The sequence below is a fragment of the Pradoshia eiseniae genome (genome assembly GCF_002946355.1).
GTDB classification, from domain to species: domain Bacteria; phylum Bacillota; class Bacilli; order Bacillales; family Pradoshiaceae; genus Pradoshia; species Pradoshia eiseniae.
On sequence record NZ_PKOZ01000001.1, the window covers coordinates 891,529 to 916,323 of the forward strand.

General features: G+C 42.3%; 26 protein-coding genes and 1 tRNA gene. 19 read left to right on the plus strand and 8 right to left on the minus strand.

Annotation, left to right across the window (positions count from 1 at the left end; genetic code table 11):
* The first annotated feature begins 17 nt into the window (after positions 1–17).
* Complete coding sequence (locus tag CYL18_RS04395; RefSeq protein ID WP_104848214.1) at positions 18–1,001, plus strand: aldo/keto reductase; 984 nt, start codon at positions 18–20, stop codon at positions 999–1,001.
* A 97-nt stretch (positions 1,002–1,098) separates the two neighbouring features.
* Entirely contained in the window at positions 1,099–2,142 is a 1,044-nt protein-coding gene (locus CYL18_RS04400; RefSeq protein ID WP_104848215.1) for an aldose epimerase family protein, read from the plus strand.
* 39 nt (positions 2,143–2,181) lie between these two features.
* On the opposite strand, the gene CYL18_RS04405 is transcribed toward CYL18_RS04400, so the two are convergent.
* Positions 2,182–3,099 carry an NAD(P)/FAD-dependent oxidoreductase gene (locus tag CYL18_RS04405; protein WP_104848216.1) on the minus strand — a complete coding sequence of 306 codons (918 nt, stop codon included), beginning with the start codon at positions 3,097–3,099 and terminating at the stop codon, positions 2,182–2,184.
* Positions 3,100–3,248: 149 nt separating this feature from the next.
* On the opposite strand from CYL18_RS04405, the gene CYL18_RS04410 reads away from it, so the two are divergent.
* On the plus strand, positions 3,249–4,034 hold the full coding sequence (locus CYL18_RS04410) for an SDR family oxidoreductase (protein ID WP_104848217.1): 786 nt from the start codon (positions 3,249–3,251) through the stop codon (positions 4,032–4,034).
* Positions 4,035–4,212: 178 nt separating this feature from the next.
* Here the strand turns inward: CYL18_RS04410 and CYL18_RS04415 are convergent, their stop codons facing one another.
* A complete protein-coding gene (locus CYL18_RS04415; protein ID WP_104848218.1) occupies positions 4,213–5,040 on the minus strand; it encodes a phosphatase PAP2 family protein in 828 nt (275 codons plus the stop codon).
* A 161-nt stretch (positions 5,041–5,201) separates the two neighbouring features.
* Here CYL18_RS04415 and CYL18_RS04420 point away from each other — a divergent pair, with 161 nt between their 5' ends.
* The 6 genes from CYL18_RS04420 (at position 5,202) to CYL18_RS04445 (ending at position 9,870) form a co-directional block, all read left to right on the plus strand.
* On the plus strand, positions 5,202–5,660 hold the full coding sequence (locus CYL18_RS04420) for a hypothetical protein (RefSeq protein WP_236636230.1): 459 nt from the start codon (positions 5,202–5,204) through the stop codon (positions 5,658–5,660).
* On the plus strand, positions 5,648–5,938 hold the full coding sequence (locus tag CYL18_RS04425; RefSeq protein ID WP_104848219.1) for a YxcD family protein: 291 nt from the start codon (positions 5,648–5,650) through the stop codon (positions 5,936–5,938). Before CYL18_RS04420 ends, CYL18_RS04425 begins: the two co-directional genes overlap by 13 nt.
* 308 nt (positions 5,939–6,246) lie before the next feature.
* The gene (locus CYL18_RS04430; RefSeq protein ID WP_104848220.1) at positions 6,247–7,392 is read left to right on the plus strand and encodes an acyl-CoA dehydrogenase family protein; all 1,146 of its coding nucleotides are present in this window, start codon (positions 6,247–6,249) and stop codon (positions 7,390–7,392) included.
* 84 nt (positions 7,393–7,476) lie between these two features.
* Positions 7,477–9,093, plus strand: coding sequence for a long-chain fatty acid--CoA ligase (locus CYL18_RS04435; RefSeq protein WP_104848221.1), 1,617 nt, complete (start codon positions 7,477–7,479; stop codon positions 9,091–9,093).
* 226 nt (positions 9,094–9,319) lie between these two features.
* A complete protein-coding gene (locus tag CYL18_RS04440; protein ID WP_104848222.1) occupies positions 9,320–9,679 on the plus strand; it encodes a potassium channel family protein in 360 nt (119 codons plus the stop codon).
* A gap of 117 nt (positions 9,680–9,796) precedes the next feature.
* Positions 9,797–9,870: transfer RNA gene (locus tag CYL18_RS04445), tRNA-Arg, on the plus strand.
* 194 nt (positions 9,871–10,064) lie between these two features.
* Here CYL18_RS04445 and gsiB read toward each other — a convergent pair.
* Together gsiB and CYL18_RS04455 are read right to left on the minus strand one after the other, a co-directional pair.
* Positions 10,065–10,433 carry a glucose starvation-inducible protein GsiB gene (gene gsiB / locus CYL18_RS04450; RefSeq protein ID WP_104848223.1) on the minus strand — a complete coding sequence of 123 codons (369 nt, stop codon included), beginning with the start codon at positions 10,431–10,433 and terminating at the stop codon, positions 10,065–10,067.
* Positions 10,434–10,486: 53 nt separating this feature from the next.
* A complete protein-coding gene (locus CYL18_RS04455; RefSeq protein ID WP_104848224.1) occupies positions 10,487–10,675 on the minus strand; it encodes a KGG domain-containing protein in 189 nt (62 codons plus the stop codon).
* Positions 10,676–10,922: 247 nt separating this feature from the next.
* Between CYL18_RS04455 and CYL18_RS04460 the strand changes: the two genes are divergently transcribed.
* The 5 genes from CYL18_RS04460 to CYL18_RS04480 all read left to right on the plus strand — a co-directional run bounded on the left by CYL18_RS04460 (position 10,923) and on the right by CYL18_RS04480 (position 16,709).
* Positions 10,923–11,819: a LysR family transcriptional regulator gene (locus CYL18_RS04460; RefSeq protein WP_104848225.1), complete on the plus strand. Its 897-nt coding sequence runs from the start codon at positions 10,923–10,925 to the stop codon at positions 11,817–11,819.
* Positions 11,820–12,068: 249 nt separating this feature from the next.
* Positions 12,069–12,623, plus strand: coding sequence for a TVP38/TMEM64 family protein (locus CYL18_RS04465; RefSeq protein WP_104848226.1), 555 nt, complete (start codon positions 12,069–12,071; stop codon positions 12,621–12,623).
* Positions 12,624–12,811: 188 nt separating this feature from the next.
* Positions 12,812–14,974 (plus strand): DNA topoisomerase III, encoded by a 2,163-nt coding sequence (locus CYL18_RS04470; RefSeq protein WP_104848227.1) that lies wholly within the window; start codon positions 12,812–12,814, stop codon positions 14,972–14,974.
* A gap of 99 nt (positions 14,975–15,073) precedes the next feature.
* On the plus strand, positions 15,074–16,000 hold the full coding sequence (locus CYL18_RS04475) for a manganese-dependent inorganic pyrophosphatase (protein WP_104848228.1): 927 nt from the start codon (positions 15,074–15,076) through the stop codon (positions 15,998–16,000).
* A 256-nt stretch (positions 16,001–16,256) separates the two neighbouring features.
* Positions 16,257–16,709: a YueI family protein gene (locus CYL18_RS04480; protein WP_104848229.1), complete on the plus strand. Its 453-nt coding sequence runs from the start codon at positions 16,257–16,259 to the stop codon at positions 16,707–16,709.
* 67 nt (positions 16,710–16,776) lie between these two features.
* Here CYL18_RS04480 and CYL18_RS04485 read toward each other — a convergent pair whose 3' ends face one another.
* The 3 genes from CYL18_RS04485 to CYL18_RS04495 all read right to left on the minus strand — a co-directional run bounded on the left by CYL18_RS04485 (position 16,777) and on the right by CYL18_RS04495 (position 18,277).
* Positions 16,777–17,013 carry a PspC domain-containing protein gene (locus CYL18_RS04485; RefSeq protein ID WP_104848230.1) on the minus strand — a complete coding sequence of 79 codons (237 nt, stop codon included), beginning with the start codon at positions 17,011–17,013 and terminating at the stop codon, positions 16,777–16,779.
* A 159-nt stretch (positions 17,014–17,172) separates the two neighbouring features.
* Entirely contained in the window at positions 17,173–17,946 is a 774-nt protein-coding gene (locus CYL18_RS04490) for an HAAS domain-containing protein (RefSeq protein ID WP_104848231.1), read from the minus strand.
* A 10-nt stretch (positions 17,947–17,956) separates the two neighbouring features.
* Entirely contained in the window at positions 17,957–18,277 is a 321-nt protein-coding gene (locus tag CYL18_RS04495; RefSeq protein WP_104848232.1) for a PadR family transcriptional regulator, read from the minus strand.
* 197 nt (positions 18,278–18,474) lie between these two features.
* Between CYL18_RS04495 and CYL18_RS04500 the strand changes: the two genes are divergently transcribed.
* Positions 18,475–20,733 (plus strand): DEAD/DEAH box helicase, encoded by a 2,259-nt coding sequence (locus CYL18_RS04500; protein ID WP_330847564.1) that lies wholly within the window; start codon positions 18,475–18,477, stop codon positions 20,731–20,733.
* Positions 20,734–20,892: 159 nt separating this feature from the next.
* Here CYL18_RS04500 and CYL18_RS04505 read toward each other — a convergent pair whose 3' ends face one another.
* The gene (locus tag CYL18_RS04505; protein ID WP_104848233.1) at positions 20,893–21,045 is read right to left on the minus strand and encodes a YpzG family protein; all 153 of its coding nucleotides are present in this window, start codon (positions 21,043–21,045) and stop codon (positions 20,893–20,895) included.
* 307 nt (positions 21,046–21,352) lie between these two features.
* Here CYL18_RS04505 and CYL18_RS04510 point away from each other — a divergent pair, with 307 nt between their 5' ends.
* From CYL18_RS04510 to CYL18_RS04525, 4 genes are all read left to right on the plus strand, one after another.
* A complete protein-coding gene (locus CYL18_RS04510) occupies positions 21,353–21,961 on the plus strand; it encodes a DUF6438 domain-containing protein (protein ID WP_104848234.1) in 609 nt (202 codons plus the stop codon).
* 149 nt (positions 21,962–22,110) lie between these two features.
* Positions 22,111–23,214 carry a branched-chain amino acid aminotransferase gene (locus CYL18_RS04515; RefSeq protein ID WP_104848235.1) on the plus strand — a complete coding sequence of 368 codons (1,104 nt, stop codon included), beginning with the start codon at positions 22,111–22,113 and terminating at the stop codon, positions 23,212–23,214.
* A gap of 154 nt (positions 23,215–23,368) precedes the next feature.
* Entirely contained in the window at positions 23,369–23,824 is a 456-nt protein-coding gene (locus CYL18_RS04520; protein ID WP_161497077.1) for a MarR family winged helix-turn-helix transcriptional regulator, read from the plus strand.
* A 29-nt stretch (positions 23,825–23,853) separates the two neighbouring features.
* Positions 23,854–24,720 (plus strand): YitT family protein, encoded by an 867-nt coding sequence (locus CYL18_RS04525; RefSeq protein ID WP_104848237.1) that lies wholly within the window; start codon positions 23,854–23,856, stop codon positions 24,718–24,720.
* Positions 24,721–24,795 lie beyond the last annotated feature (75 nt).

Genomic DNA, 24,795 nt, shown 5'->3' on the forward strand with positions numbered 1-24,795 from the left:
TAGAGAGGAGTCCTTTCATGAAATATCGGCAGCTTGGAAACAGTGAATTAAAGGTTAGCGAAATCAGCTTTGGCACATGGGGAATTGGAGGAGATTGGGGTAATTCCAATGATGAAGATGCGCTGACGGCTATTGACCGGGCGATTGAGCTTGGCGTAAATTTCTTCGATACAGCAGATGTATATGGTTCAGGAAGAAGTGAGGAGCTACTCCGGAAAGCGACAAAGGGGAGAGAGGATAAGATTTATATTGCCTCGAAATTTTGCCGCGCCGGGGATATTCATGACCCTGCAACGTACTCTGAAGAATCCGTTCGGAAATATTGTGAAGCCAGCTTGAAACGGCTTGGACGCGAAAGAATCGATCTTTACCAAATTCATTGTCCGCCGCTCGAGATTTTGAAGAATACGAATGTATTTGCTGTATTGGACAAGCTCCAGCAGGAAGGAAAGATTCGTCATTATGGAGTGAGTGTTGAAACGGTGGAAGAGGGGCTGTTCTGTCTGACAAATCCCAATGTTTCTGCTTTGCAGGTCATCTTCAACCTATTTAGACAAAAACCTCTTGAAAAGCTGTTCCCGAAAGCGAAGGAACAGGGAGTGGGAATACTTGCTCGCGTACCGCTTGCCAGTGGTCTTTTGACCGGCAAGTTTACAGCCGATACTCAGTTCGCGAAAGAGGATCACCGGAATTTCAATGCAAATGGGGAACAGTTCAATGTCGGTGAAACCTTTGCTGGCCTTGAATTTAAAAAAGGTGTCGAGCTTTCTGAGCAGCTATCTTGGATTGCGGATGGCAGAGGATCGCTTGCTTCCGCGGCCCTGCGCTGGATTTTGGACCAAGAGGCCGTTACATGCGCAATTCCAGGATTCAAAAATGTCCGTCAGGTGGAGCAGAATCTCGCTGCCTTGGAGGCAAAGTCGTTTAGCGAGGAAGAGCTTATGAAACTGCGAAACTTCTATGAAGTTTCTGTTAAAGATTATATTAGAGGGCCTTATTAAATGAAGAATAGATAACAAAGTCGCTTAGAGGCTTTGTTATTTATTTATGGAACAGGGTAAAAACTTGATTATTGCTGTTTAAAAGGAGAGGCTTAGTATGAAGATTAGAGAAGAGAGCTTTGGCGCGGTTAATGGTCATGAGGTCATCCAGTTCGCTTTCACGACTGAAAAGGGAATGACGATGAAATGCATCAATTATGGCTGCATTATTACGGATTTGATTGTTCCTGACCGTAATGGAAAGCTGGATAATGTCGTTTTGGGATTTGATAGACTAGAGGATTATGTTGAGTATTCTCCATTTTTTGGCGCGGTTGTCGGGAGAATAGCAGGAAGAATAGCTAATGGCTGTTTCTCGCTTGATGGAAATACGTATCAATTGCCGAAGAATCAATCGGGAAATACCTTGCATGGCGGGTTAAAAGGATTTGATAAGGTCATCTGGGATTATGAATTGATTGAACGGGGAACTGCTGCTGGAGTGGTATTCTCTTATATAAGTCCTGACGGAGAAGAGGGCTTTCCTGGAGAGCTTCAAGTGAAAACAACCTATCTGCTTGATGAAAATGGAAGTCTGGAAATCTCCTATGAAGCTCACACTGACCAAGATACCATCATCAACTTAACGAATCATTCGTATTTCAATTTGAACGGAGATTTAAATAAGAAAATTCTTGATCATACACTTCAGCTAAAAAGCAGCTCTTTCTTAGAGCTAGGGCATGATCTCATTCCAACGGGTGAACTCTTGCCTGTTGAGGGGACGCCGTTTGATTTCAGGAAAGAAACACAGATCTCGCAGGGAGTGGATAATGGAATTGAGCAAAACAAATTAGCCGGAGGCGGATATGATCATCCGTTCTGTCTTGATAGCCATTTCGAGAAAGAGATTATTCTAGAAGATTCACAAAGCGGACGAAAGCTCGTTGTAGAAACCGACCAGCCTGCTGTGGTAATTTATACATGCAATCAGTACGAAGGGGATTATTCCATCAGGGGCGTGAAGCCGCATGATCATATGGCTATCTGCTTAGAAACACAGGGATATCCAGATGCGATTAATCAGCCGCATTTTCCGTCAATTGTCTTGAAAAAAGATGATACATATAAAGCGGTGACAAGGTATTCCTTCGATTGGTAGTGATAAGGGCCGGGTTCTTATGCACCCGGCCCTTATGTATTATTCTTTCAAAAGCTTCATTAAACGTTTATGAATCCAAATGGCTGCCTGAGTGGCTTCGCCCATTGCAATGGTGGCCTGTTCTGAGTGGGAGACAATATCACCTGCTGCCCACACGTTCTCTATGTTTGTTTCCTTCGTTCTTGGGTCGACATGGATATGGCGGTTATTGAGCACATCAATGCCAAGCTGCCTAGCAAGGCCTGTGTGGACATCATTTCCCCCGAATGCGATAAAGGCGCGTTCTCCTTCAATAAACCGGCCATCTACAAGGAATACACCTTTTATCTCAGACTCTCCTGCTTTCTCAACCGATTGAATTGTTTCTTCAATATAGCGTATGCCATTTTCCTCAAGCTTTATACGCAAATCATCTTCAATATCCTGTTTCTCGTGATTGATATACGTAACCTGGCTTGTCCAATAGAGAAGGGAGAGAGCGAAATTTGCTCCGGCTTCACCAGAGCCAAGAACAAGCGTTGGTTTATCGATGACCTCATAGCCATCACAATCCGTACATATATAAACCGTCATCCCTAAACAATCCTTCAGGTTAGGAATTGGCGGAATTCGATCTGTTATTCCTGTAGCAAGCAGCAAGGTATGTGTCGTGAATTCATGTTCATCCGTATGGACATGTAAGCGGCTGCCGACCTTTTTCAGTTTCGTAACATGGTCTTTCAGAAATTGATTGCCTGTCTGTTCGGCATGTTCACGTCCAAGAGCACGTATGTCTATTCCGCTGATACCGTCAGGCCAGCCAAGGATATTGCGATAATCCTTGCAAAGGGTAGAGCGCCCGTCTTCCTTCGAGTCAATCACCAGGCATTTATGCTGACTCCTTCCCATTTGAATCGCTGCCTGTAAACCGGCAATTCCTCCTCCTATAATGATGCAATCCCATTCATTCGGATACATTTAACAAAACTCCTCCCAATTCTTCTATTGTCTTAGTATGGAAATAGTCTTTGGTGCATACTCATCCTATACCCATAAAAAGAATGTTTTGACAATTAAATATAGAAGATGACATGATAGGATTAAGATTATGAATGGAGGGAGTAAGCATGGAGCTTGGTTTAACAGGGAAGAATGCGTTAGTCGTGGCATCTAGTCAAGGACTCGGAAAGGCAATTGCGTTGAAGCTGGCCGAAGAAGGGGCTAATGTCATGGTGACGAGCCGAAGCGGCGAGAAATTAAAAGCCGTCGTGGAAGAATTGAAAAAGGTTAATCCAAATGGAAGCTATCATTGGCAGGAGGCAGATATCACAAAGGCGGAAGATATTCAGCAGCTCGTTAAGGAAGCTGCTGAAAAGTTCGGTACTATTGATGTACTTCTCAATAATGCGGGAGGTCCGCCGGCCGGCGGGTTCATGGATTTATCCGATGAAGATTGGCAGAAGGGATTTGAGCTTAACCTGCTAAGCTATATTCGTATGATCCGTGAGGTATTGCCTCATATGAAGAGTGGCGGAAGAATCTTAAATATGGCGTCTATTTCTGTTAAGGAGCCCATTCAAGGCTTGCTGCTCTCTAATACCTTCCGCCTTGGCATCGTCGGCTTAACGAAGACGCTTGCTGCCGAATTTGCAGAACGTGATATTTTGATTAATACAATTGCTCCTGGTGTAATCGGAACGGACCGAATCGACTATCTTGATCAGGTGACCGCAGACAGACAGGGCATCACGGTCGAGAAGGTGAAGGAAAATGCAGAAAAGCAAATTCCGCTCGGCCGCTATGGGAAGCCAGAGGAATTCGCTAATTATGCTGTGTTCCTGCTTTCGTCTGTGAACTCTTATGTGACAGGTCAAGTGTATGTAATTGATGGCGGGAAGGCGAAGGGAATCTAAATTGAAGTCAAAGAAGAGGAGAACAGACTGAAAATGGTCTGTTCTCCTTTTTTTAGCCAGCCCATATATCATCATGAAATGATTGGCATCACATGCTTCAAGCATCGTTAAAAGAGGGATGCCTGTCATAAACTCGTTATTTCCAAACAAATCCGGCTGATTCATAAACAGTAATCTGTTATTCTAGCGGCGACTCATAGCTGTTTATCAATGGGACCTTTTTTCTCTTTTCACGGAGGATTATCTTCTCAGTAATCTGGCTAGCCGTCCATGTAGCAAACATAGCAAGCAAGATGCCGGCTGCCATATCAGTCAGCCAATGAATACCGAGATAGATGGTCGAAAACATGATGATGGGCACGCTGATATAAAATACAGACCTAAAGAGGAAGCTGCTAGACCTAGTGCTGATGAGTAAAACAGTGAGTGATATAGAATTATGAAGACTTGGAAAGCAATTGTTTAGACCAGATATATTTCGGTATTGTGATTCAAAACCCGGATAAACAGCGGGAATCAAGAATGTTATATCAGGATGATTGACCCACGCCTCATTAATAGGGAAAAATAAATAGAATGGGATGGCAATGATATAATTAAGTCCGATTGCATATAAAAAAGTATAGAGTAATTTCCACTCCCCGTTGAGAAGATAGGTGACTAGGGAAATGGCAATTAAGGTAACGAACATGATAATATAGAAAAAGGTTGTAATCTCTGTTAGCAGATGATAGCGGAATGTAGACTGAATGACAGGCAGAATGGTATATTCATAGGAAAAAAACAGTCCCGAGAAGTCGGCCGGATTTGTGAAGGTGCTTTCCAGTTGGAGCTCAAGCTTGTTAAGGAATAGGATGATGGCCAAAAGGGCAAGGTGAAAATAGAGTTGCTTCTGGTTTTTGAGAGTGGAAAATACCCGGAAAGGATTTTTCCTATTGATTAGATAGGTAAGTACAATGGTCAAAATCGTGATGGTCAGGGCAATGGTTGCCATTGATTCGTACATGAGAGCAATCTCCTTCTTTCATCATTTCTGCCAAACTAGAACGTTTCGAGATGCAAGAAATAATTTTGATATTTTTATGAAACCTTTTCATGAATCAATCGTAAACAATATAGTAACAGAAAAACAACCAAATTTTCGAAGAATTTACAGGGGGAATCATTTTGCGTAAAAAAAGTTTTGCAACAAAAATCTTGGCATCCTTTATGTTGCTGACATTTGTGTTTGCTCCGATTGCCGAGAGCACATTTGTAAACACTTCTCATGAGGTTAGTGCGAAATCGTATCGTTCAGGGAAAAAATCATTTAATTCAAATACAGGTACAAATTCAAATAACCCAACCATGTTTAACCAAAAGAAATCTACTACAAACAATGCGCAAACCACAAAGCCTAATTCCTTCAATAAAGGAAGCTTCGCGAAAAGCATGCTAATGGGCGGAGTCGCAGGTTTATTGTTCGGCAGCCTTCTTGCTAATATGGGCATGATGGGTTCTGTTTTAGGATTGTTAATCAATGTTTTGGTTATCGTCTTAATTATCGGTTTGATCAAGAAAATCTTCACACGCAATAACAATCAAAACCGTCCGCGCAAAGAGGTTAATGGGCCATGGGATCGCTAAAGCTATCAGAACAAGAAATCATCAACTCGCTTTGCATGTATATCGCTGCAAAAAGACAGGTCAGTCCGGAGAATGTAGAAATCGAATTGATGTATGATGATGATTATGGCTTTTCAGCCGAGTCACACGTCAATGGCCGTTCACAAATTTTGATTACGGCGAATATGATTGAGGCTTTGCGTTTCTATATTGAGCACCAATTAAACATGGATCCTTTTGCAGCAGCCATTGAGCTTGAGCTGGATGATGACGAAGGGATTATCGCATACGTGCGTTAATGGAGGAAAAAGAGGCTATAGATAGTAGCCTCTTTTTCTTTTGGGAAGAATACATGATAAGGAGGCGGAGGGATTTGATGGAGTGGCTAATGAATATCTTTGTTGTCGTTGGTGTCATCATCATTGTTGCAATTTTAGCACTTATCAAGACGTTTAAGGATTACAATCGTTAATTAAGCGTTAAAGTATATCACAAGAAATTTTATGTTAAATTTTAACAGAATATTCCGTGACTTCATCCCCCTAAAAGATTAATATATACATATACTAACAATTAAAGCGTTTACAAGCGCGAGGGGGATAGACAGGTGAAGCATCCGTACATACAGGAGGAACATAAGATATTTCGCAAAGCGTTTCGCAAATTTCTTGAACTGGAAGCCTATCCATATTATGAAAAGTGGGAAAAAGACCGTATCATACCACGGACATTCTGGGACAGGCTCGGCCAATCAGGCTATCTATGCCCAGACTTAGCAGAGGAATATGGCGGGCTTGGGACGGATTGGGGGATTTCCGTCATCATAAATGAGGAATTGGAGCGAGTAGGGTCTGGGACAGTAGGGATTTCCTTGCATAATGATATTGTCGTCCCTTACATATCTGCCTATGGAACTGAGGAACAAAAGGAGCGCTGGCTGCCGAAATGCGTAAGCGGAGAAACAATTACCGCAATTGCCATGACAGAGCCCGGCGCTGGTTCAGACCTTGCTTCCATCGCGACAACCGCAGAAGATAAGGGCGACCATTATGTCGTGAATGGACAGAAGACCTTCATTACAAACGGTATCCAGGCCGATCTGATCGTTGTCGCCTGTAAGACAGACCTTCATGCAAAGCCTAGGCACAAAGGAATCAGCTTGCTTGTCATAGAGAGGGAATCACCTGGTTTTTCTCGGGGCAGGAAGCTGGATAAGGTAGGTCTTCATTGTCAGGATACAGCTGAATTGATCTTCGAGGACTGCATCGTGCCAAAGGAAAACCTGCTTGGAGAAGCGGGCAATGGCTTCTTATATATGATGGATAAGCTGCAGCAAGAGAGGCTCGTTGTCGCCATCGCTGCACAAGTGGCCGCTGAGGATATGTTTGAAATGACTTTGGAATACGTGAAATCAAGGCAGGCGTTTGGAAAGGCCATCAGCGACTTCCAGAACACCAAATTCAAGCTTGCCGAAATGGCAACTGAATTAGAGATGGGGCGCACATTTCTTGATCAGCTAATCGCCAGCCATATGGCGGGGGAGGAAGTGGTCACAAAAGTATCCATGGCCAAATGGAAGCTGACCGATATGGCGAAGCGCTTCTCGGCTGAATGCATGCAGCTTTTCGGCGGATATGGCTATATGGAAGAATACAAGATTGCAAGGCGTTTCCGTGATACGCCTGTCGCAAGCATTTATGCAGGAACAAATGAGATTATGAAAACAATCATTGCAAAAAATATCGGACTATAGGACTGCTTGCATCAGTTGATTTACACCTTAGAACATTTTTTAGCAGCATAGCGGCAAAATTTTTGTATAAGGGGGTAATCGCTAATGATGAATGTACCGTTAACTGTCCAATCCTTACTGGAAAGGGCAGAAAGATTTTTTCCAAAGAAAGAAGTAATCTCGCGAACGCATACAAAGGTACAGCGATTGACGTATCGAGAAATCGGGGAACGAACGAGAAGACTGGCAGCCGCGCTGACTGATTTAGGGGTGAAACGAGGGGGAAGAGTTGGTACGCTCGCATGGAATCATCACCGCCACCTAGAGGCCTATTTTGCGGCTCCTGGCATAGGTGCCATTAATCATACGATCAATATTCGACTGTCAAAGGAGCATATTTCCTACATAATCAATCATGCCGAAGATGATGTGCTGCTTTTTGACGAAGATTTGCTGCCAATCGTATCGGAAATTGCTCATGAGCTTATATCCGTCAAAGCCTTCGTCATAATGACTGACCAGGAGACGTTACCAGAGGTAGATTTTTCGCCGCTGTATTCCTATGAAGAATTGCTGAAAGCAGGTACCCCCGATACGCAGTTCTTGCAGGATATTGATGAGAATGAAACGGCTGGCATGTGCTACACCTCAGCCACGACCGGAAATCCGAAAGGTGTTCAATATAGCCATAGGGGACTTGTTCTTCATAGCTTTGCCCTTGGACTTGCGGATACGGTAGGTGTGTCAGAGAGCGATGTCATCATGCCGGTTGTGCCAATGTTTCATGTTAATGCATGGGGACTGCCCTTTGCGGCCACTTGGTTTGGAGCTACGCAAGTGCTTCCAGGTCCGCAGTTCAACTCTAAACTGATCGCCGAATTCATTGATGAATACAGAGTCACGAAAACAGCCGGCGTTCCGACCATTTGGCTTGGCCTCCTGCAGGAGCTCGAGGCAGGGAATTATGATACAAGCTCATTAGTGACGATCCTATGCGGGGGTTCTGCAGCTCCGAGATCATTGATTAAAACCTATGAATACACATACAAGATACCATTCAGACATCTATATGGAATGACGGAAACAACGCCGCTGGCGCTATTGTCTAATTTGAAAAGCTATCAAACCGGCCTCTCGGAGGAGGAAATTCTCGACATTCGCTCTAAGCAAGGAATCATTGTGCCTGGTCTTGAAATGAAAATCGTCGGATCAGAAGGAGATGTCGAATGGAATGGCCGTGATATGGGAGAATTAATGCTTAAGGGCAATTGGATCACCGATTCCTATTATAAGGACGAACGCACAAATGACGCTTTCAAGGAGGGCTGGCTGCTTACAGGCGATATTGCTACCATTGACGAAGAAGGAAATGTCAAATTAGTCGACCGCACAAAGGATTTAATCAAGAGCGGGGGAGAATGGATTTCATCCGTTGATCTTGAAAATGCCTTGATGGCCCATGAAGCTGTCTTTGAGGCAAGTGTCGTTGCCGTTCCGCATGCACAATGGCAGGAAAGGCCCGTTGGCTGTGTCGTATTAAAGCCTGAATATAAGGGTAAAGTCACGGAAGAAGAAATCAAAGCCTTCATCGCTCCGCAATTCGCGAAGTGGTGGCTGCCGGATCATATCCTCTTTCTCGATGAAATCCCGAAGACATCCGTCGGGAAGTTCTTGAAGCTAAAGCTTCGGGATATTGTACAGGAGCAATTGATGAAGGGTTAAAGGATAAGCTGCCTTTTATGCGGGCAGCTTTTTTCTTGTGACCAAAGCTAATATTGCTAGTGGTTTCTGAACGAGATAGGCTGGCTTGAATCTCCCATAAATGAGAATTATAGTTATAAAAAATGTAATAAAGTCTTGTTTAATGTAATATTTTATATTTTGAATTATAATTAATCTCAAAGTATGAACATAAATTCTAGCCATTACACATTGGGAGTGACATTAAATGGTCTCATTTATCTTGACCTTAAAAAGATTGTTAACTGCTGTCTTTCGAATCCGAAAAGAGTCCGTATTTAAATCTTTGCTTGGAACCTTAGCCATTATTCTTTTGTCAGGAACATTGTTTTATAAAGGAGTGGAAGGATGGTCTTTGCTGGACTCGTTTTACTTTGCCTTTGTTAGTTTAATACCAACAGGTGTAGACACAGGTCAAATCCCACAAACCGTTTTAAGTAAATGGTTTACGATGATCTATCTTATTGCTGGTATGGGTGTGATGCTAATGCTGTTAATTCGGATTGGCCTCGCAGTAGCAGATTTCGAAAGGTCTGAAATTGAGGAGTGGAGGAATGAGAAGCAGTAATAAACCCTTATAGGGGGTTAGTAATTGGAAGAAAATCATTTTTTATTACTCTTGGTAACATTTCGACTTGACCATTTTATCTAATCCTTTTATACTTATTAAGTGTCATACATAAGTGTCCCAGTAGCTCAGCAGGATAGAGCAACAGTTTCCTAAACTGTAGGTCGGAGGTTCGAATCCTCTCTGGGACGTAACTAAAAGGAAACGCTGATATAAACATATTCCAGCTATGGATATATGTTTATATCAGCGTTTTTTTATTGTTCGTTGCTATGAAACTGAAAGAATAAAGAAATGAGGATAGCAAAAAGAGCCCCTTTGATGAGGGACTCTTATCGGAAGACCTATCCCGTAAATGGATAGAAGCGTAATCGAATTTTCTTTATTAATCGTTATCGCGGGCTTCTCCGCCTTTTTTACCGATTTCACGGTAAAATTCTTTGTCATGGTTGTCGGAAGTGGCTTCTCCGCCTTTTTTACCGATTTCTTGGTAGAATTCTTTGTCATGATTGTCAGAAGTGGCTTCTCCGCCTTTTTGGCCGATTTCTTGGTAGAACTCTTTGTCATGATTGTCAGCTGTTGTTTCTCCGCCTTTTTGGCCGATTTCTTGGTAGAATTCTTTGTCATGGTTGTCGGAAGTGGCTTCTCCGCCTTTTTGACCGATTTCTTGATAGAATTCCTTATCATGATTCTTAGATGTAGCTTCTCCGCCTTTACGTCCTGCTTCTTCTCTGCTCATTTTATCGTCTGCCATTGATAATCTCTCCTTTTAAAATAGTTTGGTTTTATTGGTTATCAAGTAATAATTTAGTCGTTGTCTCGTGCTTCTCCGCCTTTTTTACCGATTTCACGGTAAAATTCCTTATCATGATTGTCGGAAGTAGCTTCTCCACCTTTTTGGCCAATCTCTTGATAAAATTCCTTATCATGATTCTTGGATGTAGCTTCTCCGCCTTTGCGGCCTGCTTCTTCTCTGGACATTTTGTCGTCTGCCATTGTCGATTACTCCTTTCAATCAAATAGAAATTTTGATGTTACAGTACTAGATATACCTCTATTTCCAAAGTGGAAACTGAATTTCCTTTATTTAACATTTCCGTAAAGAATGATAGCTTTATTTAATGTTTAGATAGGCGAAATCAGGACAGTAGAAATGTTGCTTAAAATGATAAGCAGAAGACATATGGTATAATAATGGAAAAAAGAAGAAGAATGAATAATTTGATAGAAACGAGAGATTAATATGTCGATTCAGAAATATGCCATTTTTCGTGAAGTAGTGGATACGGGCAGCTTTTCGCTCGCCGGGGAACGTCTTGGAATCTCACAATCAGCCGTAAGTCATTCGGTGACAAGCTTAGAGAAGGAATATAAGGTGAAGCTTCTGGCAAGAAGCCGTTCTGGCATACAGTTGACCGATAGCGGACAGCGGATTTTACAATATATCGAGAAAATACTCTATTTGGAAGAAAAAATGAATCAGGAATTAGCGGAAATTAGAGGGTTGGAATTGGGATCATTGACTATTGGTACCGTCACGCCGCTTACCTCTGAATGGCTGCCTGGTATTTTAATGAGATTCCATGAACAGTACCCTTCCATTCATGTAAACATCAGGGAAGGGACGAGCCAAGAGATAGCTGATTGGGTCGAGAATGGGGAAGCGGATATTGGGTTTGCGTATTCGATAAAGGATAGGCGGCGCATTGATCGATTATTGCTTGCTCATGAACCGTTCTTCCTTCTCGTGCAGGAGGAGAACCGGGAGAAGGATATCTTTCGCTTAATGAAGGAAATGCCCTTTATCATGCCGAAGAGCTATAAAGACATTATCCAGCAGCAAAAAGCCTTCAAACCGAATGTCCTACTTGAGCTATCCGATGAAAGGGCGATTACCGAGCTGGTGAAGAATGGATTGGGAATCAGCATTTTGCCGAGGATGTGCCTGCATGACTTGCCGGAGGGCATATACACCGTGCCGATAAGCCCCGAATTGATTCAGCTACCAGTACATATCGTCAGCTTAATGTTTTCTGCTATGTCACCAGCTGCGGAAAAAATGAGTGCAACAATTAGCTTATGGCTAAACGAGAACTATAATAATATTATGTTAACTAGAGAAAAGCTCACCATGGATTAGGTGAGCTTTTCTGATATATAGGGGACAATGGTTGTGGAAGTAATTGATACACTATTGTTTTCTTGTGATAAATGGAAGAGGGTAAGTTGTAACAACAACCATATAATTTGTTTTAAACATTGTTTGTCCTCTTAAATATAGGGATGGAGCCCGCTGAATCATATTGAATATGCATTTACGGTATCAATCAAAAAATGATAATCTTACCTACAAGAGTAAACATACTAATTAAACGCATAGGGAGAAACAATGGATACATATGTCCTTCAGTTGTTTGAAAATGCGGGATACTTCGCAATCGTGATCAGCCTCCTTTTTAATATCACCATCAGTATTTTAGGTGTAGTCCCGAGTTTTTTTATAACAATAGCTAACATTAGTTTTTTTGGATTTGGTTACGGTTTAATGCTCTCGATTATTGGTGAGGCATTAGGAGCAATCGTCAGCTTCTTTCTATATAGAAAGGGTATCAGAAAATTTTCCGGCAAAGTAACCATCGAAAATAAGTATTTAAAAAGATTATCGGAAACAGATGGCTTATCTGCTTTCTTTTTAGTGTTGGGACTTCGGTTAGCCCCTTTTATGCCATCAGGTTTAATCACATTAGTGAGCGCTGGCAGCAGGATGGGCCTTCTTAATTTTTCCGTAGCCAGTACGATTGGGAAAATCCCAGCGCTTTTTATAGAAGCATACTCTGTCTATGCCATTCTTGAATGGCATTGGAAGGGGAAGATGGTATTAGGGATTGTTTCGCTCGTATTAATCGTTATAGCGATTAGAAAAAAGAAGAATCTTGAAGCTTAGACTTTTCCCGTTTCCCACGTTATGTTCTCGAATAGGCTCCCCTTAGGTGGGGCTTTTTTCTATGTTTTGGGGACAATGGGATAGGTGGGTCCGTTAAATCATCGTTTTTGCAGGAACCTATCCCAAAAGACCAATTCATGTTTTATAATAGATATTTGAGAGATTACGCTTCAAAGAAGGAGTCTGTTATGGAATTAATCATCGCGGAGAAACCGGATCAAGGATTGACATTGGCATCGCCATTTACCTTTAAGCGGCATGATGGGTATGTGGAAATTTCGCCTAATGATATTTTTCCTGACGGGGCGTTTTGCACGTGGGCGATTGGCCATTTAACTGAATTATCGGCACCGGAGACATATAAGCCGGAATGGAAGAAATGGTCCATGGGCTCATTGCCAATCATACCCGAACGATTTACATATCAAGTAACGAAATCGAAATATAAGCAATTTAATATCGTTAAGCAATTATTAAAAAGGCCAGAGGTTTCAACGATCATTCATGCAGGGGATGCTGGGCGCGAAGGGGAATTGATTGTCCGTAATATCATTTCCTTAAGCGGCGTGAAGAAGCCAATGAAGAGGCTTTGGATTTCTTCCCTGACGAAAAAGTCCATCATGGATGGATTTAAGTCGCTGAAGGATGGACAGGAAACGATTTATTTATTTCATGAGGCTTACACGAGGGCATGTGCAGATTGGCTCGTCGGCATGAATGCTTCGCGGGCTTATTCCCTCCTGCTGAAACAAAAGGGAATGAATGATGTCTTCTCGGCCGGGCGTGTGCAGACACCGACACTTGCCTTGATTGTGAAAAGGGAGCATGAGATTGAATCATTTGTTTCAAAGCCTTTTTGGGAAGTCATTGCCACCTTCCAGATGGATGGCCATACATATGAGGGGAAATGGGAAAAGGATGGAGAGTCAAGGCTTGACCAGAAAGAGATGGCTGAGAAAATAGCTGCCTTCTGCAAATCCAAGGAAGCGGTCATTAAGGAAATGAAAACAGAGCGGAAGGAATTCCAGCCTCCATTATTGTTTAATCTGTCTTCCTTGCAGGCGACGGCCAATAAAGCCTTTAAATACTCACCAAAGAAAACACTCGATATACTGCAGAAGCTTTACCAAAAAGGGATTGTCTCCTACCCGCGGAGTGATTCAAACTATGTAACGGAGGGAGAGGCAGAGCTGTTTCCGGATATTCTGGCGAAACTTGGCCAGTTTGAAGACTATAAATCACTTATGCCTGTTCCAAACCCGTCGATCCTTCATAACAAGCGCTTCGTGAATGAGAAGAAGGTGTCCGATCACTATGCCATCATCCCGACTGAACAGGTAACGAACCCAAACCGGTTATCTGGTGAGGAGAAGAATATCTATGATTTGGTCGTACGCCGTTTGATTGCTGCTCATTATGAATCGGCTGTCTTCGATTATACGACGATCACAACCCTTGTGAATGGACGGGCTGAATTTATATCAAAGGGCAAGCAGCAAATTCGTGAAGGCTGGCGCAAGGTCGTTTTTCTCGATGACAAGGATGAGGATACCATCCTGCCGAATGTAAAGCAGGATGACACCGGTATCGTGAAGAAGGTGAAGGTCAAGGAGGGGAAAACCCAACCGCCGAAACGATATACAGAGGGCCAGCTTATTACCTTGATGAAAACAGCGGGCAAGCATTTGGATAATGAGGAGCTAGAGAAGGTGCTGATGAAGTCTGAAGGTCTTGGAACGGAAGCGACGAGGGCTGGAATTATCACCAGCCTGAAGGACCGGAAGTATATAGACGTCAAAAAGAATCAGGTCTTTGCAACAGATAAGGGAAAGGTGCTAATTAAAGCGATTGGGGAGGAAATCCTCGCTTCCCCAGAGATGACGGCTAAATGGGAGCAGCGTCTCGCGGAGATTGGAGAAGGGAAAGCATCTGCCGCCCAATTCATGGAACAAACGAAGAAATTGACGGCAAAAATCATTGAGGATGCGGTAAAGGGATTCGAAACATGGGATTTCTCCGGATACAATGTGGAGAGCATCCAGCGGAAAGGGTCTAAATTCCCAAAACCGAAAAAAATGGGCCAATGCCCATTATGCCAAGGTGACATCGTGGATAAAGGTCAATTCTATGGATGTGTGAATTACCGAGAGAAGGAATGTAAATACACTTTCTCTAAGACCATACTAGGGAAGAAAATCAGCCAGGCCAATATGCAAAAGCTTTTGAAAGAGGGCAGGACAGGCCTTATTAAAGGCTTCAAAAAGGGAGACAATACGTTTGATGCCACGCTTGAGTGGAAGGACGGGAAAATAAATTTTATATTTTCGACTGAAAATGCCGGGAAATCTTAAAAAATGAGCCTAATTCAGGTATAATGAAAAATGGTTTACGAAACAATTCTTTGTGAATGTCGAAGAATTACATATTTAATTAAAGGAGTATGAATGTCGATGGAAAAAGTATTGATCTTTGGACATAAAAACCCTGATACAGATACAATCTGTTCAGCTATCGCTTATGCGGAATTAAAGAAAGCACTAGGAATGAATGCCGAGCCAGTAAGACTGGGTTCCGTGAACGGAGAAACTCAATTTGCTTTGGATACATTCAAAATTGAAGCTCCTCGTTTAGTGGAGAAGGTTGCTGAAGAAGTGAACGAGGTTATTCTCGTTGACCATAATGAACGTCAGCAAAGTGCGGATGATATCGAACAAGTACGCGTGCTTGAAGTAATCGATCACCACCGCATCGCGAACTTTGAAACAGCTGACCCGTTATACTACCGCGCTGAGCCTGTTGGCTGCACAGCGACAATCTTGAACAAGCTTTACAAAGAGAACGGAGTAGAAATCAAGAAGGAAATCGCTGGCCTTATGCTTTCTGCGATCATTTCTGATTCCTTATTGTTCAAATCCCCAACATGCACAGAGCAAGATGTTCAAGCAGCGAAGGAATTGGCTGCGATCGCTGGCGTGGATGCTGAAGTGTATGGTCTTGACATGCTTAAAGCTGGAGCGGACTTAAGCAAGAAAACAATCGAAGAATTGATCTCCCTTGATGCGAAAGAATTCAGCATGGGAACATCTAAAGTAGAAATCGCGCAAGTGAACGCAGTAGATACAAATGAAGTCATGGCTAAGCAAGCTGAGCTTGAAGCAGCTATGCAAGCTTCAATTGATGAGAAAGGCTTGGACCTTTTCTTGCTTGTCGTAACTGACATCCTGACCAATGATTCCGTTGCCCTTGCTGTCGGCGAGAAATCAGCTGCAGTAGAGCAAGCCTTCGGAGTGACGTTAGTGAATAAAACGGCTGTATTAAAAGGTGTCGTTTCACGCAAGAAACAAGTCGTACCAGCCTTGACAGAAGCTCTATCCTAATAACTGTTGCCTTATTCAAAAGAATATGCTATAGTTATCTACGCGATGAGCTGAATTGTGTAAGACGAGCACATGCCTTAAATGGCAAGCACAATGTGGAGTGCTGTGACCTCGCCTCAATTTTCGAAAGAAGACACTTGCTATATGCAGGTGTCTTTTCTTTTGCATAAAAAATGACATTCATTACAACCTAATAATAAGGACCCAACAACACAACCGATACATAGGATAAGAAAGAATGGAGGAGGCGAACGGGATGTCGAAAAAAACAGTGGATGACTATCTGCAAGAGGGAATCCATGGGGCAAAGGAAATCAAAACAGAGGAACGCAGGGAATTTCTTGGTTCCTTGCGTGAACGGGTTGTCGTTGCCCTAGGGCAGAAAACCGTCTTCGAAAATAAAATACCATCAGCATTTGAAGATATATTGAAAAATAATACGGGAGCTGTTCTTTATCTCAATGGCCATATCGACTATTCGTATTTATCGAAATACGTGAAATTGGCGGAATCACACAAGATCCAGTTCAAGATTGTTTTGAACAAGGACTATAATTCTCCGCACGGAGCCGTACTGGCATATGGATATGCGATTAACAAAGAAGATATTAGCTTGCCTGATCCAACAAAGAATACAGAAAAAAAGAATGAAAAGGAACCGACTGGTGGAGGCTTTTCATTCTTTAAGAAGTTATTTAAAAAAGATTAAGTACAAAATGGACCTTCGGCGTTGGCTGGAGGTCCATTAAATTTTTGTCTTTGTTTTTAGATGTTATTTAAGACTTTTCTTCTGTATTAACTAAGTCAGGAGGTTCATGGTTATCTTCGTAGGGAATTATGAACGCAGCAATTAGATATAGGAGGAAGAAAGGGATGAGTGCAGTAACCAATGAAAAGAATACAAAGATTAATCGGAGTATATTGGCATCCATATCTAAATAAATCGCCAAACCGCCAAACACTCCACTTATCGGCTTATCTACTCTAGATTTAAACAGTTTCTTATTATTCATATAACACCTCCAGTTGAAAGATTATATGTATACACCTAAGAATATATTAAAGGTATATGGGGAGATGAAAATAAACCCTCAATTCTAACTGGAACCCTGTGCTGCATGAAGAATTCTGCGGCACAGGGTCTTTTATCTATTGAAAGGAAGAACTTCGAATCATCGATGAAGCTTTACCGAATTTTTTACCTTCTCTCTTCTCAAAATAATCAATAAGTATGTGCCAATAATCATATAGGTTATCACCATACTGATGACCATTTGTACCATTTCACTCATAGAGGTTTTTGACAAAGCTAGTTCAGGCAGGTACAGGGCAAGCAGAGTGACTGGAAGGATGGCGGTCTTTGTCCAAATGGAGAAAATAATGATGGTTATTAGGAACAGAATGCCTATTAGACTGCTCCCTAATACACCAAAGTGAATGATGGGACTTGGATAAAGTAAATCAATTAATAATATACCGCTGATGAATAACATGCATAGAACGGCAGGCAATAAGAATATGAAAAATTCTTTTTTCCTTGATACTTGGCGGCTCGCCGTATAACGTAAGGCTGCCATCACTCCGGCAAAGAAAAGGATGCTGAAGATAATACTGCCGATAATGGTTAAAATACCATAGCTTAATGTCCCGGATAGAAGGTCTTTGAACACCAAATATGACATGGGTCCGACAATGAGTAACGGGATATACTTCGCCCAGCCTTTATAATCGGTTTTCATCTCATCTGAAAGGCTTAACATGTAATCTTTTGGAGAGGAACCAATGATCTTTTCAATAGATTTCCCCTTGGATTCTGCCTCATATAAATGATCCTCGAGCTCACGGATGATATCATCAATCTCTTCATTCTTTTTCCCGCTTGAAAATAAATACACTCTTAAATCTTCCACAAATCGCGTGCTTTTAGCAGATAGTTTCTCCTCCATTAAAATCACCTCATCCTTTCTTAATAATGGCGTTTACGCTTTTCTCAAGCTGAGTCCATCTTTTTAGAAAATTATCCAAAGCTTGTTCTCCTTCGTTTGTTAAGGAATAATACTTCCGTTTCGGGCCAGCGGTGGAATCCTTACGAACTGAGGTGACCAACCCCTCCCGCTGCATCCGGAGCAATAGGGGATAGATGGTACCTTCACTGATCGCATCAAAGCCATATTGGCTCAATTCCTCGGCCATTTCATACCCGTAGCATTCCTTCTCCTTGATAATAGCGAGGAGGCAGCCATCCAATATTCCTTTCATCATCTGTGTCTGGGACATACGAATAATCACCGCATTTCTTATCTTGTATAACAAGGTATAGTAAAAGTATATGATTGTATATCTTGTAAAGCAAGGTAAATTTTAGGGGTGAAAGCAAGGGTGAATCCATTTTTAGCTTGTTTCCAGAACATATATTTGTATGTTATAGTAATCAAATTGAGAATAAATACGAAGCAGATAAGAGGTTAGGATTAGTGATCACGTTAACTTCTATTTCAACAAAGCAATATATCGAACAATGGCAAGAAGCCCTTTCACAGGAAATCGGCCATCTGAAAAAATACGGAAGTCATAAATATGTACTTATGAACGGGAATCAGATTGAATCGGGTGAGACGTATACGTATTACTTTGAAACGGTCTCACCCTTGAAGATTCCTATTGGGACGGTAGCTCGCCTCGAGCGAGATGGAAGCAAATATGATGCGCGCGTCCTGTCGGCTGAAGGGAATACGCTTTTGGTTTCCTTGGAGCAGTCGATTGGGGATTTAATAGATGAGGCATTCATTTCGCATGACCCTTGGGAGCTTCTAGAACAATTAATAGAACGGCTGGATGAAATTAAGAAAAGCAAGCGAAAGCGTAGCCGTGTGAAAAGGCTGATGGCTCCGGATTTCCCGGATAAACGCCCGAGCTTAGAGAGCAAAACAGCTGTGCAGGAGTTATTCCAGCGGTCTAAATATAATCCGGTAACATTTGTGTGGGGACCTCCGGGAACCGGGAAGACGTATACATTAGCCCGGACCGCCGCCAATAAATACTTCAAGGATAAAAGAGTGCTTGTGCTTTCTCACAGCAACCAGGCTGTAGATGTTCTCCTCGGCGAGACAGCTGCTTTCATCAAAAAAGCGGAAAAATTCAAGGCGGGAGATCTATTACGTTATGGTAATCAGGCGGGGGATGGACTTTTAATGCATGGTGACATCCTGCCGTCCCAATTACTTGCGGACCAGGATACGGGATTGTTAAGCGATAAAGAGCGAATCACTGAGGAGAAACGCCTCTTGAAGAAGGATCTCTCCCAGTCCTTTAGTGTGCGCGATTCCAGGCAGCTGCTTGAGCTTGAACAAAAGCTTGGCCGCATTCTTGACCGAATCCGGAAGCAGGAGATGAAGCTTGTCAAAGAGGCAGCCATTATAGGGACGACGCTTGCAAAGGCAGCGAATGATCCGGTCATATATGAGCAGGAATTTGACCTTGTGATTGTAGACGAGGCGAGTATGGCCTTTATCCCGCAAATCGCCTTTGCCGCTAGCTTGGCAAAAAGGGCCATTATTTGCGGGGACTTCAAGCAGCTGCCGCCGATTGCGGCATCGAGAGGTGAGCTTGTTGATACATGGCTGCGAGAGGATATTTTCCATCGTGCTGGGGTTGCAGATATCGCAAGAGGCGGAGTGCTTCATCCGCATTTATTTCTATTGAAGGAACAGCGGCGGATGCATCCCGACATTTCCGCGTTTACCAATCAATACGTATACAATTCACTTGTCGGTGACCATCCAAGTGTGCGGACGAGCAGGCAGGAAATCGTTGCTAGGGCACCGTTTGAACAAGCGGCTTCCATTCTGCTGGATGCGAGCTTTACCGGCGAGCATTGCTTCTCGGGGGGCAGCTCCGGCTCAAGAATGAATTTAATGCATGCTTTGCTCTCTTTGCAGCTGATTCATGAGGCATACGAAGGCGGGAGTACGTCAATTGGATATGTGACCCCATACAGGGCTCAGGCTATCTTAATGGAGAAGCTCCTGCAGGATTTATATCCAGAGCAATATGCAGCTGGAGCTTTTATCGCTGCGACCGTTCATCGCTTCCAGGGAAGCGAGAGGGAGCTTATGATCTTTGATACGGTTGATTCCTATCCACAGAAGAGGGCAGGAATGCTCCTGACAGGAAATGAGAGCGAGCGGCTCTTGAATGTAGCCATCACACGAACGAAGGGTAAGCTGATTCATGTCAGTGATGTTGATTTTCTGAAGAACTCTATTCCGAGATATAAGACATTGCATCAATTCATCGATTTCCAGCTTCAGCATAACAGAACGATCGGGATGGACCAGATTGGGAAATGGATTAAGCATCCTCATCCAAAGCTTAGATGGCTTTATGCACGTAAGCTTGATGATGTGCTAAATGATATCACACAGGCACGAAGTCAGATCATCCTATCCCTCCCAAATCGCTGCATTCTGTCTAAAGAACTGGCACGAGGGCTGCAAATGAGACCGGCCAGAGCAAAATTGGCGCTCTATTCAAATGAGGAGCATCCATATTTAGACCCAGATCAACATTTGAAGGAGGGGCCGCCATTTAGCATGATTTGCATTGACCGGCGATACATGTGGATTGGCATTCCGATTGAGGCAAACCGAAACATCGATCCGCCTTATGTCGCGGTTCGATTGGAGTCAGAGGAAACCATTAACTATATCCTGCAACAATTACCACGTGCTTAAGAGAAAATCGATGTTAGGCACTAAATACAAAAATATAACCATCAAGTATGGCTAAATAGAAAACCAGGCTGAAATGCGGGAGTTGCCTGCCCTCAGCCTTAAACTATCATGCGAAAAAAGACACCTGTCATTGGGTGTCTTTTTTCGTGAAAGCATCCTTTACCAGCGGTGAGCCTTTGCGTTACTTCTCAAAATGATATTGGTCTGTGACATCATCGTATGTCCGTTGACCTGTGACTTTGAGCGCTTCCTTCTTGTCCAGTTATGATGGAAGAGGGAAGAGTGCGAATCTAATTCGTTTTTGTAACTCAAGTCTAATCACCTCGTCTGTTGGATACGTTCTCGCTGATCCATTTGTCATGGAGCAGCCTTTTTAGTATACGCTGATTCTCTTTTCTTATACCTTCATCCTCCATTGGCACTAATTTGACAAAAACAGGGGTTTTTTTGTCCTTTTTAGGGAATAAGTTGCTTTAATTAATAGAGAGATTGCCTTATGATAAGGAAGTTGGAAAATGTTACAATTATGTTATTGGTGTTACAGACATATTATTTAAAATAGAATTTATATTAATGCCGATTCTTCGGCATGATTTCTTTATAGGAGGCTGCAATCAAGTTGTTTAAAGAGATTTCCATTTCCCGCACTTCGTGTAAAGGAAGCTCCCCGGTTTATCAGTCAACCATTCATTCAGACGGCAAGGTATTTTGGAATGGCGAGAAAAATGTCTCATTTTTAGGAGCACATGTTTATACGATCAGCAGCCAACGGTTAAAAAAGCTAGAGGATTTATTGCTATCATTTGATTATAAGAATTTTATCTATCATTCTTCCCGGGAGATTATCCCGGACAGCCCCACATGTGTCACGCGAGTCGTTTTTAAGCATGGAGAGACAAAAACCGTCGTGCATGATATGGGTGATGTAGACGGGGTTATTGAGAATAAAAACCATACACTGAAGCAGCTTGGAAAATTTGAGCGAGACATCGAGCAAATAGCCGGATTGAAAAACCTGATAAAGCAACCCTTGTATTTATACCATTTCAAAAATAAGCATGCTGAGAATCAGGAATATGTCATTTCTTCTCCTTCACAGGAGGAAGCATTTCAGATGATGGATGCAAGCCATCTCCAATGCAAGAATTGGCAAATTGAAAAGCTTGGCCGTGATTCGACTGACAAATTGCTTCCCTATATTGTCATGCGTAAGGGTGATGAATCATAAAATAGTTAAGAAAGATGAATTTCCGCTAGGGTAATTCATCTTTTTTTTATGAAAAAACCTATTTTATCGGTTTTACTACTTGCAGAGTAGGGGATACAAGAGTACAATTATTTTTATTAACTATTCTGACAATTTGAAGGAGACATCATATGGATACACAAATCACTATTATTCATACAAGAACTAAAAAACAAAAACCTGACCCAGACAGCCTTGGGTTTGGAAGAATCTTCACAGATCACATGTTTATCATGGATTATGATGAAGAGCTGGGGGGCTGGCATGATCCGCGCATCATTCCTTACCAACCCATCACGCTTGATCCTTCCTGCATGACCTTCCATTATGGGCAAACCGTGTTCGAAGGTCTAAAGGCATACCGGACAAAAGAAGGACGGATTCTTTTGTTTAGACCGGAGAAGAACTTTGAGCGAATGAATAAATCAAATGATCGACTGTGTATTCCTTCTATTGATGAGTCCTTTATGTTAGAGGCACTTAAGACATTGGTTGAAGTTGACCGGGACTGGGTTCCGGATGCAGAGGGCACGTCCCTTTATATCCGTCCATTCATCATCTCAACGGAGACTTATTTAGGCGTTTCTCCATCTAAGCATTACCGGTTCATGATTATTCTCTCGCCGGTCGGAGCCTATTATAAGGATGGGATTAATCCAGTACGCATCGGGGTTGAAAAGGAATTTGTCCGTTCTGTTAAAGGCGGGACGGGAATGGCTAAAACAGGCGGCAATTATTCTGCCTCCCTGAAAGCACAGGAAGTGGCCGAAGCACTCGGCTGTTCACAGGTGCTATGGCTGGATGGCATTGAGAAGAAATATATTGAAGAAGTTGGCAGCATGAATGTCTTTTTCAAAATCAATGGGGAGATTGTTACTCCTGAATTAAATGGGAGCATCCTTGATGGGGTGACAAGAAATTCAATCATTCAGCTCTTGAAGCATTGGGATATACCAGTGATTGAGAGAAGAGTTTCGATGGAAGAACTCATTCAGGCTCATCATGATGGAAAGCTTGAGGAGGCTTTTGGAACGGGTACAGCTGCCGTTGTTTCCCCGGTGGGCGAACTGTTATGGGAAGACAATGTGCTTGAGATTAATGGCGGCCAGATTGGAGAAATCTCTCAAAAATTATATGATACATTAACAGGCATTCAAACGGGGAAAGTTGAGGATCCGTTTAACTGGGTATCAGAAGTTGGTACATCATCATCATCTAAATCACATGCCATCTAAATAAGGAATACAGGGAAGGGAGAATAGGCAATGGCTATTCTCCCTTCCTTTTTTTACTCAATTAGTTAAATGATTTAATTATTAACAAGATTAAATATTGAATGGTATAATATATTTATTCAATCAGAAAATACTTGAAGCGAGGTTCAGTGATTTGACTAATCAAGAGGTTATTTTAGACCAGTTGGAAGAATGGCTTGTACCAGTTATTAGAGGGCTGATTTCTGAACTATATGAGTTGAAGGATTTAGGGATTACTGGTTCGCAATTCCATCTTCTCAATACGATTCATAAGGAAAAAGTGTCCAACGTGAAACGTTTGGCAGAAGAGTTGGATGTAAAGTCTAGTGCGATTACCGTTATGCTTGAGAGACTGGTACAGAGTGGACTTGTATCTCGTGTTCAAGATGAGAGTGATCGCCGTTCGGTGCTAGTGACCTTAACCGACGCAGGGGAAGAAGTATTGGTTAAGGCTAAGAATTACTCAAGGGACATTCTGATGAATTATGCGAGATTATTGGATGAGGATGAACAAGTCATCATTCAAAGAGTAATCAAGAAATTTGCGGATTATCAATCCGTCAAAAAGAGTCACAGTAGCAATAACTAAGAAAAATAGAGAAGAAAAGAGGGAGAATAGTGGTAAAGAAACATAAAAAAGCTCCGTTTTGGAAGCTGTTATTAAGATTCCTGTTCATAACGATTGGTGCCGTCCTCATGGCGGTATCACTAGAGTACTTTTTAGTGCCGAACAGCGTGGTGGACGGAGGGATAACAGGTATATCGATTATCTTATCTGAAGTAACTAAAGTACAATTAGGGATCTTTATCTTCGTGATAAACCTTCCATTCCTCTATTTAGGGTATAAACAGATTGGTAAGACCTTTGCCTTGTCTACCGCATACGGAATTGTCATTCTTTCTTTGAGTACCGCTCTTTTCCACCATGCCGAACCGTTTACGGATGACAGAATTCTGGCTGTTCTGTTTGGCGGATTAATTTTAGGTCTTGGGGTTGGTACAGTCATTCGTGCCGGCGGATCGCTTGATGGGACGGAAATAGTCGCCATTCTCTTTTCGAAGAAAATGCGTTTGCCAGTCGGACAGATTATCATGTTCATCAACTTCTTCATCTTTATCATCGCTGGGTTTGTGTATGGATGGGATTCTGCTATGTACTCCATGTTTACGTATTATATAGCTGCTAAAGTGATGGATATCGTTGTTGAAGGTCTGAATGAATCCCGTTCTGCCACAATTATTTCGAAAGAGTATGAAGAAATCTCTCAAGCCATCCAAGACCGTTTGGGCCGATCCACCACCTTCCTTTATGCAAAGGGCGGTTATTTGCAAGAAGATACACAAATGATTTATTGCGTTCTGACGAGGCTGGAATTGACCAAGCTGAAGGATATCGTGCATGATATTGATGAGAATGCTTTTATAGCCATTGAAAATGTAGCAGATGTCATGGGCGGTAATTTCGAGAAGAAGAACATCCATTAATCATTAAGAATAGAAGATTGTATAAAAAGATTCATAAAAGGGTGCTTGGCCTTTTTATGAATCTTTTTTCATGGG